Genomic DNA, 15,493 nt, shown 5'->3' with positions numbered 1-15,493 from the left:
GGGGAGGCGGCATCCGTCAGACCCGGTACCCGAACTGGCGGCGGAGCAGCTTGCCGACCATCCCGAGGGTCTGCATCGCCGTGATCACGGCGAGCACCGGCCATCCGAACCACAGGATCGTGGACTGCGCGACGACGTCGAGCTGCAGCCAGCCGTACACCGCGGCGGCCATCACGAGCAGGACGATCGCGACCGGTGCCAGGTGCGCGTTGCCCGAGCCGCGCTCGGCCTTGGCCTGCTCGGCCCAGTTGTCGGTCTGCTTCTTGCTCGCGAAGCGGGTCCACGCACGCAGGAAGTGGCCGAGCCGGATCCACATGTAGACCTCGGCCGGGGCGACGAGCGCCGCGAACAGCACGTCGCGCCACGTGCGGTGCTTCATCGACGCGACGACCCGCAGGTTCAGCGCGACGGCGACCACCGGCGGGACCAGCCACAGCGGGCTGAACACGAACGCGTGGATCGACAGCGACGCGACGAGCAGCAGCACGAAGAGCACGCGCGTCAGGAAGTTCATCGCCATCGAGGCGTGCTCGACCCAGCGCAGGCGCAGGTTCGGGTGGAACGGCTGCCCCTTCGTGTCGCCGCGCTGCCCGGGCCACATGAGCTCGATCGCGCCGAAGTTCCACTTGACCTGCTGGGCGTCGAGGCCGCGCAGGGTGTGCATCCCGCCGACGTCGGCGCGGGCGCGGGCGCTGATCTTGGTGAGGTACCCGGCGCTCTTCACCTGGAGCGAGAGCAGGGAGTCCTCGACCTCGCTGTCCTTCACCCACGGCGAGCCCTGGTGGTTCGCGTCCATGACCTCGTGCAGGGCGCGCATCGAGAAGATCGAGAACTGGCCGCCGAGGACCGCCATGTTCCGGCCCTTGAGCATGTTCTGCATGTTGAACGCGGCGAACTGGGCGCGCTGCCCGGCGATCAGGAAGCGCTGCACGGGACCGCGGAAGGGCCGGTCGTCGATCGAGTAGATCGCGGAGATGCCGCCGATGCGCGCGTCGGAGACGATCTCCTGCGCCAACCACTCCACGGCGTCCGGGTGCGCCGTGGTGTCGCCGTCGACGCCGAGCATGTAGTCGCAGCCCTCGATGAGGCTGAAGCCGTAGTTCAGGGCCCCGACCTTCTTGTCAGGGTTCTCGCCGATGTCGTGCACGTAGACCTCGGTGCGCTGCTCCACCCCGTCGTGCTCGACCACGTGCGGGCCGGCGAAGTCCGCGGCGACGTCGAAGGTCCGGTCCGTCGTGTTGTTGATCACGACGTGCACCACGTCCGGCAGCCGGGTCTGCTCGAGGAGCGAGGTGAGCACGGCGGCGATGCTCTCCTCCTCGTTGTAGGCCGGGATGACGCAGCCGATGGACGGGCGGTACTCCGGCAGCGCCTGCAGGTCGTCGAGGACCGACGCGGCCAGCTCGGGGTCGTGGCGGCGGGTGTAGCGGCTGCGGTCGGCTGCGGTCGAGGTGGTGGGGACGGTGCGGGTGGCCTCGGTGGGTCGGGTGGCGGACACGGGGTGCTCCTGATCGTTCGGGTCGATGCGGTTGCACCGAGTCTCCGGGCTGCCGCTCTGCGCCGGCGCTACCATGGCGCAGCGGATCCTCAAGATCTGCTCTGGACGCAGGAGCGGGGGCGACGATGACGGTTCGGCGGGGGTCGGACGTGCGGCGGCCGACGATGGGGCGTTCCGTCGTGGCGCGGGCTGCGGCCGTGTCGGCGCTCGCGGTCGGTGCGGTGCTCGTGCTCGCCGGGTGCGGGACGCCGCCGTGGGAGGTCGCGGCATCGGCGTCCGCGTCGGCATCGGGGGCACCGTCCGCGTCGGGGTCCGGGGCGCCGTCGCGCACGCCGCCCGCGACGCCGTCCGCCGTCGGCGGGGACCTGGCCTCCGGGGCGGCGAGCCGGACCCTGCAGGCCGGCGACCTGACGGTGGACGTCCGTTACTGGTCGACCCTGCCGATGGACGAGTGGACCCCGGGAGCGGACAAGCCCCTGTCGATGTCCGTGACGACCCGGTCCGGCGGCGACGCCGAGGTCCGGCTCGTGCGGGCCGCCGTCGCCGTGTCGTACCGGACGGGGTCGGGCGCCGACGTCGCGTCGGACGGCTCGCCCGCCGAGCAGGCGGACGGACAGGGCTTCGCGGTCGCCGCACCGCAGTCGTGGTCCGGGACCTTCGTGCTCGGGGCGGCGCCCGCCGAGGCCGCGCGGCTCCGGGCGATCGTGACGCTCGTGTTCACCGAGACCACGGCGGGGAGCGGCGGCGCGACGGCACAGCAGACCGCGACCGACACGCTGTCGATCGACCTCGCCCCGGCGGGCTGACCGCACGGAGGTCGGGCGGTCGCGGGGCGTCGGCTGTCAGTCTTCCCGCTCGAGGTCGTCGAGCCGGTAGCCGAGGTCGTCGGTCGAGGTCGTGCGCCAGGTCGCCGTCGGAACGGTCGGGACGCGGTCCGGTGACACCGCCACGAGGGCCGTCTCGACCTCGGCGCGCCAGGCCGTCAGGTCGCACTCCTCCTGCCGGACGAGCGCGACGACCCGGTCGTGCTGCTCGGTCCACAGGGGGGCGTCCGGCGGGACGACGCCCCGGAGTGCCCGGGCGAGGGCAGCACGAGCGGCGTCGACCGTCTCGGAGCCGAACGCGGTCCCGAGCTGCGCGGCCTCGCCGACGGTCACCGCGAGGCGGACGACCGACACCTGGTGGTAGTCGGCGCGGTCGAGCATCCGCAGCGCCGCCGGGAGCGCCTCGGCCCGCTGCGGGACGCCGTCGCCCGCGGCCGCCGCCATCCCCGGGCGGACGCGGAGCACCGTGCAGACGAGCCCGACCGTGAGCAGCACGACGAGCCAGACCACCAACACACGGGTGGCGGGTCCGGCGAAGAGCGCCGCGGCGATGCAGACGAGGAACGCCCCGACGATGCCGACCGCCGCGTCGAGGGCACTCCGGGGGACGTCCGGCCGTCGGGCGCCCGAACGACGGCTCACCAGCGCGGTGGCGAGCAGGACGAGGCCGCTGCCGACCGCGGTCCAGAGCAGGTAGGGGTTCACGCCAGGGCCTCCGTCCGGTCGGGTCCCGCTGCCGGGATCGTCATCGTCGCGGTGGTGCCCTCGCCGAGCACGCTGAGCACCGTGAGGTCCCCGCCGTGCCGCCGGGCGATCTGCCGGCAGATGGCGAGGCCGAGCCCGGTGCCGTGGATGCCGGTGCTCCGGACGCTCTCGGCACGGAAGAACCGCTCGAACAGCCGGTCCTGGTCGGCGTCCGCGATGCCGATCCCGTCGTCGCGCACGATGAGCCACACGAGGTCGCCGACCGCGTGCGCCCCGATCTCGACCCAGCCGCCGTCGTGGTTGTACTTGACGGCGTTGCTCACCAGGTTGTCGACGACCTGCCGGATGCGGAAGGCGTCGGCGACCACCGTCACCGGGGACGCCGCCGCGCTCGTCCGGAGCGTCACCCCGGCGGCGCGGGCGGCGGGCTCGGCGGCCTCGACCGCGGCGTCGACGACCTCGAGCAGGTCGCACGGTGCGAGCACGAGGTCGACGCGTTCCTCCCGGGCCGCGTCGAGGATGCCGCCGACGAGCTCGACGAGTCGTTCGGCGTTGCGGGAGGCCACGTCGAGCAGGCGCTCGGCGTCCGCGGGCAGGCCCTCCACCTCGCGCGCGAGCTCCACGGAGCCGAGGACCGCCGTGGTCGGTGTGCGGAGCTCGTGCGACACCGAGGCGACCAGGTCGTCCCGGGCCTGCAGGGCGCTCCGCTCGGCGGTGACGTCCCTCGCCACGAGGACGCCGCCCCCGCCGCCCTCGTCGGGCAGCAGGCGCGTGCTGACCGTGTACGTCCTGGCCCGACCGTCCTCGCGCCGGACCGGCACGAGCTCCTCCTCGAGCTCGGCGCCGTCCAGGGTCCGCCGCACGAGCGACCCGACCCCGTCCGCCGTGGGGCGGGCGGCGAGGTCCCGGGCGGCCGCGCCGCTCCGCCCCGCGTTCGTGATCGTGGTGTTCCCGTCCGCGTCGAAGGCGAGCACGTCGAAGTCCACCGAGTCGAGCACCGCGCGGACGAGTTCCTCGCGCGCGGTGACCTCGCCGAGCCGTCGCCGCAGCACCGCAGCTTGGTCGTGCAGGAGCTCCTGGCGCGCGCGTCCCCGTCGGGCGAGGGCGGCCGCCGTGCCGCTGACCGCCGCGATCACGAGCGGCAGCGACACCAGGCGGGCGGTGTCACCGGAGTCGATCGCCGCCCACTCGCCCGGTGCGCCCACCCAGAGCAGGCCGACCGCGAACGCCGTGGTCGTCGCTGCGCCGGGGAAGCCGAACGCGTAGCCCGCCCAGAGCGCGGGGAGCGTGAACAGTGCGCTGACGCCGATGGACGGCACGTCCCCGCGGATCAGGGCGATCGCGGCGACGTCGACCGCGAGCACCACCGCGAACCACCGCGGGTCGACCGTCGCGGGCACCGCCGCCGTGACCGCGAGGGCAGCCAGTGGCAGCGCGGTCCCCACGGCGGCGAGCACGCCGACCGACTCGCGGTCGACGACCAGCACGAAGGCGACGACCGGCATGATCCCGGCCACCACGGCGAGCTGGTTGCGGAACGCCCGCAGGCCAGCCCGCTCGTCCCGGTCCGTGCGCATCCCCATGCGGACATGCTGGCACGCGCACGGCGTGGGAGGATCGTCCGGTGCACCAGGAGTCCCGACCCGTCGCCGTCGTCATCGCGGCCATGAGCGAGGAGCTCGCCGCCGTCGCCGACCTGTTCGGCGGTGTGGTCCTGCAGGACGGTCCCGTGGGCGGACACGACGAGCACCACCTGCTCGACGTCGGCGGTCGGACGGTCGCGCTCCGCCGCAGCGGCATCGGGTTCACGAACGCCACCGCCGCCGTCGCCCACTGCTTCCACGACTTCGGCGCCGTGCCCGTGATCAGCGTCGGCACCGCCGGTGGGCTGATGCGCGGGATCGCCATCGGCGACGTCGTGGTCGGCGACCACTACGTGAACGTGAACGCGGACGCGACCGCCTTCGGGTACGCACTCGGCCAGGTGCCGGGCATGCCGCCTGGGTACGCGCCGGACGCACGGATGGCCGCCGTCGCCGCTGCGGCCGAGACCCCGTACCGGGTGCGATCGGCCACGATCGGCTCGAGCGAGGTGTTCGTGACCGAGGGGCGGGCACGCGTCCTGCGCGAGGCGTTCCCCGAGGTCGCGGCCGTCGACATGGAGTCCGCGGCGATCGCCCAGTTCGCCCACGTGCACGACATGCCGTTCGTGTCGATCCGCGGGATCAGCGACCTCTGCGCGCCGGACGGCGACGAGTTCAAGGAGCACCTCGACGACGCGTCCGCGCGTGCCGCGCGCGTCGCGCACGACGTCGTCACCGACCTGACCGCCTGACGGGCCGACGTCCGCGCCGGACCGGGCCCCGTGCCTCCAGGCCCGTGGGGGTGCCGCGTCAGCGGCGGCGCCTGCTCGCGATGAGTCCGCCGAAGACCAGCACCACCGCGATGACGAAGACGATCAGCTGGGCCGGTTCGAAGCCGTCGAGGTTCATGGTGTGCTCCTCCCGCGCGTGTCCGCGCTCTGTTCGTCGCCGACGGTAGGACGCCGTTCCTGTACGCGTCGAGGTGTCGGGGTACAGCGAACGGCAGGCCGGTCTCCGCACGGCTGTCCACAGGTGGAGGTCGCCTGCGAACCGGAGCCGCCCGTCGGTGCGATGATGATCCGCGGTCGTCGCCCGGACGACCCTGACGGAAGAGACGCGCGTGACCGAGACCCGCTCACCGTCGCCCACCACGGACACCGTGGCCGACGACGGCCACGTCCCCGGCAAGGGCGTCGTCGCGCTGGCACTGGCGGCGCTCGGCGTCGTCTTCGGCGACATCGGCACCAGCCCGCTCTACGCGCTGCGCACCGTCTTCACGATCGACGGCGGCATCGTCAAGGCGACGCAGGAGGACGTCTACGGCGTCATCTCGATCATGTTCTGGAGCGTCACGGTCGTCGTGTCGATCAAGTACGTGCTCGTGCTCATGCGGGCCGACAACAACGGCGAGGGCGGGGTGATGGCGCTCGCCGCCCTCGCACGGCGGCTGTACGCCGAGCGTCGCGGCGGGGCGACGATCTTCCTGGTGATCGGGATCATCGGCGTCTCGCTGTTCTACGGCGACTCGGTGATCACACCGGCGGTCTCGGTGCTCTCCGCGGTCGAGGGCCTGTCCACCGCGGCCCCGTCGGTCGAGCACCTGATCGTCCCGATCGCCGCGGTGATCCTCGTGCTGCTGTTCTTCGTCCAGCGGTTCGGCACGGGCAAGGTCGGCAACCTGTTCGGTCCCGTGATGCTCCTGTGGTTCGTCGTGATCGCGGTCGCCGGCGTGCCGCACATCATCGCGCACCCGGGCGTCCTGCAGGGGCTCTCGCCGACCTGGGCGATCGCGTTCCTCGTCGCGCACCCGTACATCACGTTCGTCGCGATGGGGGCGGTCGTCCTCGTCATCACGGGGGCCGAGGCGCTGTACGCCGACATGGGGCACTTCGGGCGTCCCGCGATCCTGCGCGCGTGGTTCTTCGTGGTGTTCCCGGCACTCGTGCTCAACTACCTCGGGCAGGCGTCGCTCGTGCTCGAGGACCCCTCGGCGGCGAAGGACCCGTTCTTCCTGCTGTTCCCCGACGGTCTGCGGCTCCCCGTCGTGGTGCTCGCCACCGCGGCCACGGTGATCGCGAGCCAGGCGGTGATCAGCGGGGCGTTCTCGCTGACGCGGCAGGCCGTGCAGCTCGGGCTGCTGCCGCCGCTGACGATCCGGCAGACCTCGCGCGAGGAAGGCGGCCAGATCTACCTGCCCGCCGTGAACCTGCTGCTGTTCATCGGCGTGATGGCGATCATGCTGGCGTTCCGGTCGTCCGCGAGCCTCGCGACCGCGTACGGGGTGTCCGTCACCGGCGCGCTCGTCGTGGACACCCTGCTGCTCCTGCTCGTCGTGAAGCCGCTCTGGCAGTGGAAGACCTGGAAGCTCGTGCTCGCCGCGGTCGTCTTCGGTGGTCTCGAGCTGACCTTCCTCGCTGGCAACCTGTCGAAGATCCTGCACGGCGGGTGGGTCCCGCTCCTCATCGCCCTGGCCGTCATCACGCTCATGACGACGTGGCGCCGGGGTCGGCAGCTCGTGCAGGAGGAACGCAAGGAGCGCGAGGGATCCCTCGCCGAGTTCATCGAGCGCGTCAACACGAAGCACATCCCACGGGTCGAGGGGATCGCGATCTTCCCGCACCCGAACAAGGAGACCACCCCGCTCGCGCTCCGGGCGAACGTCGAGCACAACCACGTCATGCACCGGACCGTGCTCATCGTGTCCGTGCTCACCGCCAACGTGCCGCACGTCCCGCACGCCAAGGCGTTCTTCCGCGACGACCTGGGCTACGAGGACGACGGGATCGACCACATCACCGTGAAGTTCGGGTTCTCCGACGACCAGGACCTGCCCCGTGCCCTGCACGCCGCGTGCCTGGCCGAGGTGCTGGACATCGACCCGGACGAGATGCAGCACGCGTCGTACTTCATCTCCCGCGGCGCGCTCCGGCCGCAGCCGGGCAACCGGGGCATGGCGCGGTGGCGGAAGAAGCTGTTCGTGGGGCTCGCGCACAACGCCGCCGACCCCGCCGCACGGTTCGGCCTGCCGGCGCAGCGCACGGTGACGATGGGCAGCGACGTCGAGATCTGACCGCGGCCGTGGGCTGCGTGCCGCGGTGCTGCTCGTTGCTCCGATGCTGGGCACCGTCCAGGCGGACGGCGTAGCGTCCGGGCAGTCGTTCCGCCATCCGGGCTCCTGCGGCACCGAGCGGAAGCTGCCCCCGATGGCACACGTGCACCCCCTCACCTGGCGACAGGACTCCGCGACGGCGTGGTCCGCGCTCGACGGCGAGACCGTCCTCGGGACCATCGTGCTCGAGCGGCAGTACGAACTGGCCTCGGCCGACAACTCCGTCCGCGGGTCGCACAGTTCGCTCGGCAGCGCGCAGGCGCAGCTCGAGGCCTGGCACCAGTGGTCGACGGCGTCGCCGGGCGACGGCGGGCGCTGAGGCGCGTGCGTGCGGCGCGCGGCGTATGTCGTGCGGCGCGCGGCGTATGTCGTGCGGCGCGCGCGAGTCCACGTGCTCAGCGACACTTCACGCGCACCCGGGGCCGTGAGGTGTCGCTGAGCGCGTGAGGTCGCCGCCGCCGTCAGTGCGAGCGGCGGCGCAGCCGACCGACGCCGAGCACGACGCCCACGACGACCATGCCGAGCACGAGCCCGAAGACGGCGGACACGGCCGTGTCGACGATCCAGGTGACGACCGGGCCGGCGGCCTCCACCGCGTGTTCGACCAGGTGCAGCAGGTCGTACGGCCCGGACCAGAACGTCTCGGCGAGGTTCGCGATCACCAGGTGCCCGCCGACCCAGAGCATCGCCACGGTCCCGACGATGCTGATCACGCGGAACACCGTCGGCATCGCGGCGACGATCCGGGCGCCCGCACGTCGGGTGCGGCGCGACTCTTGCTTCATCATCTGCAGGCCGATGTCGTCGACCTTGACCAGGAGCGCCACCGCGCCGTAGACGAGCGCGGTCATGCCGGCGCCGATGAGCGCGAGGGCCCCGACGGTCGGCCAGAACCCGAGGCTCGTGTCCAGGCTCGCGAGCGCGATGAGCATGATCTCGGTGCTCAGGATGAGGTCCGTGCGGATCGCGCCGAAGACGAGCTTCGGCTCGGTCGTCGGCTGCTCGTCGCCGTGCGCCGCGTGGTGCACCCCGAACCACTCGGTGACCTTCTCGGCGCCCTCGAAGCACAGGTACGTCCCGCCGATCACGAGGAGCCACGGGAGCACCCACGGCGCGAAGGCCGACAGCAGCAGGGCCAGGGGGATGATGATGACGAACTTGTTGAACAAGCTGCCCAGGGCGATGCGCCCGACCACCGGCAGCTCGCGCGCGGGCTCGAGGCCCTGCACGTACTGCGGGGTCACCGCGGCGTCGTCGATCACCACGCCGGCGGTCTTCGCGCTGGCCTTGAGGGCCGCCGAGAGGATGTCGTCCACCACGGCGAGCAACCCGACTGACATGATCCTCAGACTACTGGGACGGTACCTGGGGCTCCGCCTGCGTCAGGCCGTCGTCCGCGCCGTGATCGTCCCGGGTCCGAGGGGCAGGGCGCCGCCGCGGTAGCGCAACGTCTGCGCCGTGCGGACGGTGGCCCGTGCGGCGCCGAACCGCCAGGCCCGGTTGTACAGGTAGACGCCCACCTCGGTGTCGCCGGACTCGGCGACGGCCCACGTACCGGTGCCCCACTGCGCGGGGTGCCCGACGCCGTCGATCGTCACCGTCGGGCGGGCGCCCCAGGTGCACCAGGGCCGGTCGATGGTGAGCGTGATCCGGCGCCTCGTCGTGCCGGACGGCTGCGGGGCGTCCATGCGCTCAGGCTACGGGGTGCCGCGGTCCTGAACGGCCGCAGGATCGGCGTCCGTATGCTCGCGACATGGCTGACTTCTCCGCTGCACAGGCCGCCGTCGTCCGGATCGAGCGCGCCGAACCCGGTCGCTGGGACCTCTCCGTCATCAGCGACGCGGGGGTCGCGATGGGGCACGGCGTGTACCTGTTCGACGCGGCGCAGGACGACGCCGAGGACGAGCAGGCCGCGGCCCTCGACTTCGTGCGCGAGTACGGCTTCCGGTTCGAGCGGGACGCGGTCGTCGCCGACGGTCCGGACGCGTTCTGGGCCCCGCTGCTGCCCGCCGACGCCGCCTAGGAGCCGGCCGGGGCCGGGCCGGTCGCCGCTGCGGACGCCTCGAAACCGATCAGCCACGTGACCCCGAAGGCGTCCCGGACGGTGCCGTCCCAGTCGTCCCACGGTCGTTGCTGCAGCGGGTCGACCACGGTCCCGTCGGTGGCCAGGTCCCCGAACCACCGCCGCAGGACCTCGGGTTTCGCCGCGCCGAGCAGGGAGAAGAGCAGGCCCGACGCCGCGAAGGACTCGTCGTCGGGGCCGGCGTCCGCCGCGAACAGCCGGAGACCACCGACGAGCTCGCCGTGCGCCACGGCGTCGGCCGGACCGTCGTCCCGGGAGAAGTCGGCGTAGGTGGCGATCCGGAGCTCGCCGCCGAAGACCCGCTGCCACCGGGTGAGCGCCACCCGTGCCGTCCCGGGGAGCAGGAAGTACGGTGCCGGTCCGCTGACGTCCATGCGCCGACGCTACGCCCGGTCGTCGGGGACCGCGAGCCTCAGGCGAGCATCGAGAGGGCGCGGTCGACGGCGTCCTCAGGGCGTCCGTCGCCGTCGACCGCCCACCACGTGAGCGCGGCGCTCGCGGCGGCGACCAGGACGTTCGCCCGGACGACCACCTCGAGGTCGGTGTGCGACCGCCCGTCCCGCTCCGCGACGAACCGGACCACGGTCCTCGTCAGGGTGGCGATCGTCTCCGCGCCGACCAGACCGAGCGACGGCTCCGCGCGGATCACCCGGAGTCGGTGCCGCGTCGTCTCGACGACGTCGTCCGGGAAGGTCGCGCCGATCCGGTAGGCGGCACGCAGGGCGTCCGCGGACGTCTCGTCCGCCGGGCGTTCCCGCAGCGCCGCGGTGAAGCGGTCGGCGAACTCGTCGAGGCCGCCCCAGACGAGCGCGGCCTTGCTCGGGAACAGGCGGAACAACGAACGACGGCTGACCCCGGCGGCCGCCGCGACCTCGTCCATCGAGACGGCGTCGAAGCCCTGGTCGTCGAACATCCGGAGCGCGACGAGCGACACCGCATCCGGATCGATCGTGCGCGGGCGTCCGACGGCTCCCATGGCATCCTTTCGGCACTGAGTGCTACAACTGGGTGGTGGACACCGCGCACCTGCGCAGCTCGCGCACCGCGCACCTCGACGAGGAGACGACATGAGCGACACCACCGCCGGACGGTTCGCCGGCAAGACCATCATCGTCACGGGAGCGGGGTCCGGCATCGGACGCGCCACGGCGACGCGCATCGCGCACGAGGGCGGCCGCGTCGTCGCGACCGACGTCGTGCCCGAGCGACTGGACGCGCTCCGGGACGACCTCCCGGGGCTCGCCGTCGAGACCGTCGTCGGCGACGTCGCCGACCCGGCCACGATCGACGCCCTGCTCGCCGCCGCGGGCCAGCGCATCGACGGACTCGCGAACGTCGCCGGGATCATGGACGCGTTCCTGCCGCCGGACGAGGTCGACGACGCCACCTGGGACCGCGTGTTCAGCGTCAACGTCACCGGTCCGATGCGGCTGACCCGGGCCGTCCTGCCCGTGATGATCGGGGCCGGTCGCGGTGCGGTCGTGAACGTCGCGTCCGAGGCGGCGCTCCGGGCCTCCGCCGCCGGGGCTGCCTACACGGCGTCCAAGCACGCGGTCGCCGGCTTCACGAAGAGCGTGGCGTTCTTCCACGGCCCGCAGGGCATCCGCGCGAACGCGGTCGCGCCCGGTGCGGTCGCGACGAACATCGAGGCGCCGATGCGGAGCGAGTACGCGGCCGGTCGGGTCGGACCGATCATGCAGGTGGCCATCCCGCCGGTCGCGCAGCCCGAGCAGCTCGCGGCGGCCATCACCTGGCTGCTGAGCGACGACTCCGCGAACGTCAACGGCGTCGTGCTGCCGTCCGACGGCGGGTGGTCGGTCGTCTGACCCGGTGCGCCGAGCGGGGACCCCCGGTGTCGACGACGACGACGTTGGCGCCGCCGACACGGGTTCCCGCCGACCGGGGTCGGCGGGACCGAGCATAGGGCGGTCCCGCCGGCACCGACGGCTGCGTTACGGCAACCCGCACGCTGCTCGCGTGACCCCGCCGAGACGCCCGCCTGCCTCGAGACGCCCCGGCCCCGTCGAGACGCCCCGGCCCCGTCGAGACGGCCCCGGGGACGAAGGCGTCTCGGCCACACGGGGGCGTCTCTCCGAGCCAGCGGCACCGGCCGAGCCAGCGGGACCGGGACCGGGTCCGATCGCGCCCTACGCCGAAGCCAGCGCGCCCATCTCCGCCACGACGACCCGGAGCCGCGCGTCGAGCTCGTCGCTGTCGCCCACGGTGTCCCGGTGTGCGACCTCGGACAGCGCGGACATCACGAGCCCGACCGCCGTCCGTGCCGTCTGCTCGTCGGTCCGGACACCGACGGTGGCGAGGAGCGACTGCCGCGACTCGGCCATCCACCGCATCACCATCGAGGCCATCTCGGGCCGGAGGACGAGCAGCTCCTTCATGCGCCGACGGTCGGGCGACAGCGGGACGGTCGAGGCGATGAGCGTGCAGAGGTCGTCGACCAGGCGTCCGTCGGCCTCGGCGAAGCGGGAGGCGGCCGACGCGGGGACCTCCACGGTGTCGAGGCCGAGCGCGGCGTGCGCCTTCGACGTGAAGTAGTTGAAGAAGGTCCGCGGGGAGACGTCGGCGTCGGCGCAGATCTGCTCGACGGTGACGCCGTCGAGACCGTGCTCGGACACGAGCGTGAGCGCGGCGTCGTGGAGCGCCTGCCGGGTCTGCTGCTTCTTCCGCTCGCGCAACGTGCACGGCGCGGTGGCCGGGTCCGGTGCTGCTGTGGTGGTCACGTGCACTCCTGGGTGGAGGGTGGGTGGGACGGGAGCGGCCGGTCCCGGTGCGCGGTGCACCCGGACCGGCCGCGTGGTCACCGACGCTGGGTCGGCGTGGAGCCGGTCATCGGCCCGGTGAAGGACCCGGCCTCGGCGGCGGCGAGACCGGCCTGCACCTCCAGCTCGTCAGCGCGGTCGCCGGCACCGTTCGCCTGGTCGTGCTGCTCCTGCAGCGCCGAACGCTGGCGGAGCGGCGGCACCCGGAAGAACCAGGTCAGGACGAACGCGAGCAGGATCCCCCCGAGCCCGACCCAGTAGATCGTCACGGACGAGGCGTTGAACCCCGCCATGAACGGCCGGGTCAGCCGGCTGTCGGCACCGGTCAGGAACGAGGTGTCGTTCGTGCTCGTGGCGTTCGAGTCGGTGCCGCTGCCGTCCTGGATCTCCTCCGCCAGCTTCGGCGTCAGCTCGTCGACCCAGTACGACCGCTGTGAGGCGTCAGACCAGTCGACGGTCACCGTGCCGTCCTGGACACTCGCGTGGGCCTTCGTCGCCACGGCGTCGAGCGCGGCGGCCTCGGCCGCGGGGCTGGCGTCGGCGACCTGCTGGTCGATCACGGTCTGGGCGGCGGCCTCGGGCAGCGCCCCGGCGTCGACCTGGACCTGGACGGCGGCGCTGACCTTCGACACGACCTGCGCGTCGGCGGCCTGCTTCGCCTGTGCGGTTGCGTCGTCGAGCTGCGACTGCACGGTCTTCGTGAGCGGCGTGGTGATCGGGGCCCAGATCTTGTCGATCGCGCCCTGGTTCTCGGCCTTGCCCGCCACGGACGGGTCGAGCGCGGCGGAGAGCGCTGGCTTCAGGTCGGCCTGGTTCGCGGTCGCGGTGAGGATGTTCGACGGCATCACCGAGAACAGGATCGACAGGAGCACGGCGGTGCCGAGCGTGCCGCCGATCTGCCGGAAGAAGGTCGCCGACGAGGTCGCGACGCCCATGTCCCGGGCCTCGACCGAGCCCTGGGACGCCAGGGTCAGCGACTGCATGACCGAGCCGAGCCCGAGGCCGATGAGGAACATGCCGATCATCAGGAACCAGAGCGGCTTGTCGATCGTCATGAAGGTCAGGACGACGTAGCCGGCGGACACCAGGAACGTGCCGATGACTGGGAAGATCCGGTAGCGACCGACTCGGGCGACGATCTGGCCGGAGGTGATCGACGCGATCATGAGCCCGCCGACCAGGGGCAGCGTCGCGAAGCCGGACTCGGTCGGGGTGAGGCCGACGACGATCTGCAGGTAGAGCGGGATGGTCAGCATGGCGCCGAACATCGCGAAGCCGACCAGGAACCCGATGACCGTGGCCATCGAGAAGGTGCCGGACCGGAAGAGCTTGAGCGGGATGATCGCCGCGTCGCCCATCTTCGACTCGACGAGCAGCAGCGCGACGAGACCGAGCGCGCCGATGACGTAGCTCGCGATCGCGGCGGGGGAGCCCCAGCCCCAGGTGCGTCCCTGTTCGGCGACGAGCAGCAGCGGCACGAGCGTGACGATCACCGCCGTGGCGCCCCACCAGTCGACCTTCGGCTTGTCGCCCTTGCCGTGCACCTTCGGCAGGTGCAGGAAGACGATCACCATGATGAGCGCGGCGACACCGATCGGGACGTTGATGAGGAGCACCCAGCGCCAGCCGGTGATCCACAGGATCTCGGAGGAGCCGGCGAGCAGGCCGCCGATGAGCGGGCCGATCACGGACGAGATGCCGAACACGGCCAGGAAGTAGCCCTGGTACTTGGCGCGCTCGCGCGGGGCGAGGATGTCGCCCATGATCGCGAGCGGCAGCGACATCAGGGCGCCGGCGCCGATGCCCTGCACCGCACGGAACGCGGCGAGCATGAGCATCGACGTGGACATCGACGAGAGCACGGCGCCGAGGATGAACACCACGATGCCGAAGATGTACAGGGGTCGGCGGCCGAAGATGTCGGAGAGCTTGCCGTAGATCGGCGTCGCGATGGTCGACGTGATCAGGTACGCGGTCGTGACCCACGCCTGCTGGTCGAGCCCGTGCAGGTCGTCACCGATGGTGCGGATGGCCGTGCCGAACACCGTCTGGCCGAGGGACGACAGGAACATGCCCGCCATCAGGCCGTAGATCACGAGGAGGATCTGGCGGTGCGTCATGAGCGGCTGCTGGCCGGGCGTGCCGGGCGCGGGCGCGCCGGTCGCCGCGGGCGCCTCGGCCGCGTGGCGGCCGTGCTGCACCGGGACGGGTGCGGTGGCGGTCATCGAACTCCTTTTTCTGGCTGTGTAACTTTGCAGACCGCGCAACGATACATCCATTGCTTCCAGCAAGCAACTAATTCGGCGCCGGTACCCTGGCCGCGTGACCGAGGACCGCGCCGCCGCCGAGCGGCTCCTGCACGCGCAGCTCGATCGGCTCTGGGTCCGCCAGGCGCTCCGCTCGTCGCTCATCGAGTCGCGCGGCGGGCTCGACCCGACGGCGCGCGTGATCCTGCGGGCCGTCGACCACTTCGGTGCCGTCCGCTCCATGGCGATCGCCGACGCGACCGGGCTGTCCCGCCCGGTCGTCAGTCGCCGGGTCGCGTCGCTGGTCGAGGCCGGGTACCTCGACACCTCGCCCGACCCCGCGGACGGACGCGCGAGCCTGGTGGCGGTCGCCGACGCCGGGCGACGTCTGCTCGACCGGCTCGACGTCGCCGGTGCCGAAGCCGTCGACGAGCTCACGCAGGCGTTCGCGACCGACGAGCTGCACACCCTGGCCGGGCTGCTGGCCCGCCTCAACGACCGTGCGGACACGGTGCTCGGCATCGGCGCGCCGGACCGCGACGACGCGGCCTGACCACGCGGCCCGCGTCGCGGACGCGACCGGGGGACGGACTGGAGGCTCGTGGCGGGGCCCGCCCGCGCCCCCCACGCGGGGCCGCCCCCCCCCCCGCGGGCCGCCCCCCGGGGGG

The 15,493-nt window shown here is 72.6% G+C and carries 16 protein-coding genes; 7 read left to right on the top strand and 9 right to left on the bottom strand.

Features of this window, described 5'->3' with window-relative positions; translation table 11 throughout:
- Positions 1–16 precede the first annotated feature (16 nt).
- Complete coding sequence (locus tag HUN59_RS15380) at positions 17–1,498, bottom strand: glycosyltransferase family 2 protein (RefSeq protein WP_058741175.1); 1,482 nt, start codon at positions 1,496–1,498, stop codon at positions 17–19.
- Between the two features lie 125 nt (positions 1,499–1,623).
- On the opposite strand from HUN59_RS15380, the gene HUN59_RS15375 reads away from it, so the two are divergent.
- Positions 1,624–2,304, top strand: a complete 681-nt coding sequence (locus tag HUN59_RS15375; RefSeq protein WP_174778855.1) for a hypothetical protein — start codon at positions 1,624–1,626, stop codon at positions 2,302–2,304.
- A 36-nt stretch (positions 2,305–2,340) separates the two neighbouring features.
- Here the strand turns inward: HUN59_RS15375 and HUN59_RS15370 are convergent, their stop codons facing one another.
- Positions 2,341–3,027 (bottom strand): hypothetical protein, encoded by a 687-nt coding sequence (locus tag HUN59_RS15370; protein WP_174778854.1) that lies wholly within the window; start codon positions 3,025–3,027, stop codon positions 2,341–2,343.
- On the bottom strand, positions 3,024–4,610 hold the full coding sequence (locus HUN59_RS15365; protein ID WP_174778853.1) for a sensor histidine kinase: 1,587 nt from the start codon (positions 4,608–4,610) through the stop codon (positions 3,024–3,026). Before HUN59_RS15365 ends, HUN59_RS15370 begins: the two co-directional genes overlap by 4 nt.
- A 41-nt stretch (positions 4,611–4,651) precedes the next feature.
- Here HUN59_RS15365 and mtnN point away from each other — a divergent pair, with 41 nt between their 5' ends.
- From mtnN to HUN59_RS15350, 3 genes are all read left to right on the top strand, one after another.
- Positions 4,652–5,362 carry a 5'-methylthioadenosine/S-adenosylhomocysteine nucleosidase gene (gene mtnN, locus HUN59_RS15360; RefSeq protein ID WP_174778852.1) on the top strand — a complete coding sequence of 237 codons (711 nt, stop codon included), beginning with the start codon at positions 4,652–4,654 and terminating at the stop codon, positions 5,360–5,362.
- Between the two features lie 368 nt (positions 5,363–5,730).
- Positions 5,731–7,680: a potassium transporter Kup gene (locus HUN59_RS15355; protein ID WP_174778851.1), complete on the top strand. Its 1,950-nt coding sequence runs from the start codon at positions 5,731–5,733 to the stop codon at positions 7,678–7,680.
- A gap of 133 nt (positions 7,681–7,813) precedes the next feature.
- On the top strand, positions 7,814–8,038 hold the full coding sequence (locus HUN59_RS15350) for a hypothetical protein (RefSeq protein ID WP_174778850.1): 225 nt from the start codon (positions 7,814–7,816) through the stop codon (positions 8,036–8,038).
- Positions 8,039–8,180: 142 nt separating this feature from the next.
- Here HUN59_RS15350 and HUN59_RS15345 read toward each other — a convergent pair whose 3' ends face one another.
- Together HUN59_RS15345 and HUN59_RS15340 are read right to left on the bottom strand one after the other, a co-directional pair.
- Entirely contained in the window at positions 8,181–9,059 is an 879-nt protein-coding gene (locus HUN59_RS15345) for a DUF808 domain-containing protein (RefSeq protein ID WP_144802703.1), read from the bottom strand.
- A 42-nt stretch (positions 9,060–9,101) separates the two neighbouring features.
- Complete coding sequence (locus tag HUN59_RS15340; protein WP_174778849.1) at positions 9,102–9,407, bottom strand: hypothetical protein; 306 nt, start codon at positions 9,405–9,407, stop codon at positions 9,102–9,104.
- A gap of 65 nt (positions 9,408–9,472) precedes the next feature.
- Here HUN59_RS15340 and HUN59_RS15335 point away from each other — a divergent pair, with 65 nt between their 5' ends.
- Positions 9,473–9,742 carry a hypothetical protein gene (locus tag HUN59_RS15335; RefSeq protein ID WP_058741162.1) on the top strand — a complete coding sequence of 90 codons (270 nt, stop codon included), beginning with the start codon at positions 9,473–9,475 and terminating at the stop codon, positions 9,740–9,742.
- On the opposite strand, the gene HUN59_RS15330 is transcribed toward HUN59_RS15335, so the two are convergent.
- Together HUN59_RS15330 and HUN59_RS15325 are read right to left on the bottom strand one after the other, a co-directional pair.
- Positions 9,739–10,176, bottom strand: a complete 438-nt coding sequence (locus HUN59_RS15330) for a VOC family protein (RefSeq protein ID WP_174778848.1) — start codon at positions 10,174–10,176, stop codon at positions 9,739–9,741. The two genes, HUN59_RS15335 and HUN59_RS15330, sit on opposite strands and share 4 nt — an antisense overlap.
- 38 nt (positions 10,177–10,214) lie before the next feature.
- Positions 10,215–10,778 carry a TetR family transcriptional regulator gene (locus HUN59_RS15325; protein ID WP_144802694.1) on the bottom strand — a complete coding sequence of 188 codons (564 nt, stop codon included), beginning with the start codon at positions 10,776–10,778 and terminating at the stop codon, positions 10,215–10,217.
- Between the two features lie 91 nt (positions 10,779–10,869).
- Here HUN59_RS15325 and HUN59_RS15320 point away from each other — a divergent pair, with 91 nt between their 5' ends.
- Positions 10,870–11,628, top strand: coding sequence for an SDR family NAD(P)-dependent oxidoreductase (locus HUN59_RS15320; protein ID WP_144802691.1), 759 nt, complete (start codon positions 10,870–10,872; stop codon positions 11,626–11,628).
- A gap of 321 nt (positions 11,629–11,949) precedes the next feature.
- Here the strand turns inward: HUN59_RS15320 and HUN59_RS15315 are convergent, their stop codons facing one another.
- Both HUN59_RS15315 and HUN59_RS15310 read right to left on the bottom strand, forming a co-directional pair.
- A complete protein-coding gene (locus HUN59_RS15315) occupies positions 11,950–12,540 on the bottom strand; it encodes a TetR/AcrR family transcriptional regulator (RefSeq protein WP_174778847.1) in 591 nt (196 codons plus the stop codon).
- 77 nt (positions 12,541–12,617) lie between these two features.
- Positions 12,618–14,804, bottom strand: coding sequence for an MDR family MFS transporter (locus HUN59_RS15310; protein WP_174779524.1), 2,187 nt, complete (start codon positions 14,802–14,804; stop codon positions 12,618–12,620).
- A 97-nt stretch (positions 14,805–14,901) separates the two neighbouring features.
- On the opposite strand from HUN59_RS15310, the gene HUN59_RS15305 reads away from it, so the two are divergent.
- A complete protein-coding gene (locus HUN59_RS15305) occupies positions 14,902–15,378 on the top strand; it encodes a MarR family winged helix-turn-helix transcriptional regulator (protein ID WP_058742848.1) in 477 nt (158 codons plus the stop codon).
- The last annotated feature ends 115 nt before the right edge of the window (positions 15,379–15,493 follow it).

The sequence above is a fragment of the Curtobacterium sp. Csp2 genome (assembly GCF_013347165.1).
The sequence above is the reverse complement of the archived record's forward strand: the minus strand, read 5'-3'. Positions and strand labels throughout refer to the sequence as shown.

Excerpts from the sequence above, each read along its gene's own strand:
- HUN59_RS15335 (WP_058741162.1), top strand. The coding sequence starts at position 9,473 with ATGGCTGACTTCTCCGCTGCACAGGCCGCCGTCGTCCGGATCGAGCGC.
- HUN59_RS15375 (WP_174778855.1), top strand. The coding sequence starts at position 1,624 with ATGACGGTTCGGCGGGGGTCGGACGTGCGGCGGCCGACGATGGGGCGT.
- HUN59_RS15365 (WP_174778853.1), bottom strand. The coding sequence starts at position 4,610 with ATGGGGATGCGCACGGACCGGGACGAGCGGGCTGGCCTGCGGGCGTTC.
- HUN59_RS15310 (WP_174779524.1), bottom strand. The coding sequence starts at position 14,804 with ATGACCGCCACCGCACCCGTCCCGGTGCAGCACGGCCGCCACGCGGCC.
- HUN59_RS15350 (WP_174778850.1), top strand. The coding sequence starts at position 7,814 with ATGGCACACGTGCACCCCCTCACCTGGCGACAGGACTCCGCGACGGCG.
- HUN59_RS15330 (WP_174778848.1), bottom strand. The coding sequence starts at position 10,176 with ATGGACGTCAGCGGACCGGCACCGTACTTCCTGCTCCCCGGGACGGCA.
- HUN59_RS15340 (WP_174778849.1), bottom strand. The coding sequence starts at position 9,407 with ATGGACGCCCCGCAGCCGTCCGGCACGACGAGGCGCCGGATCACGCTC.
- HUN59_RS15325 (WP_144802694.1), bottom strand. The coding sequence starts at position 10,778 with ATGGGAGCCGTCGGACGCCCGCGCACGATCGATCCGGATGCGGTGTCG.
- HUN59_RS15320 (WP_144802691.1), top strand. The coding sequence starts at position 10,870 with ATGAGCGACACCACCGCCGGACGGTTCGCCGGCAAGACCATCATCGTC.
- HUN59_RS15345 (WP_144802703.1), bottom strand. The coding sequence starts at position 9,059 with ATGTCAGTCGGGTTGCTCGCCGTGGTGGACGACATCCTCTCGGCGGCC.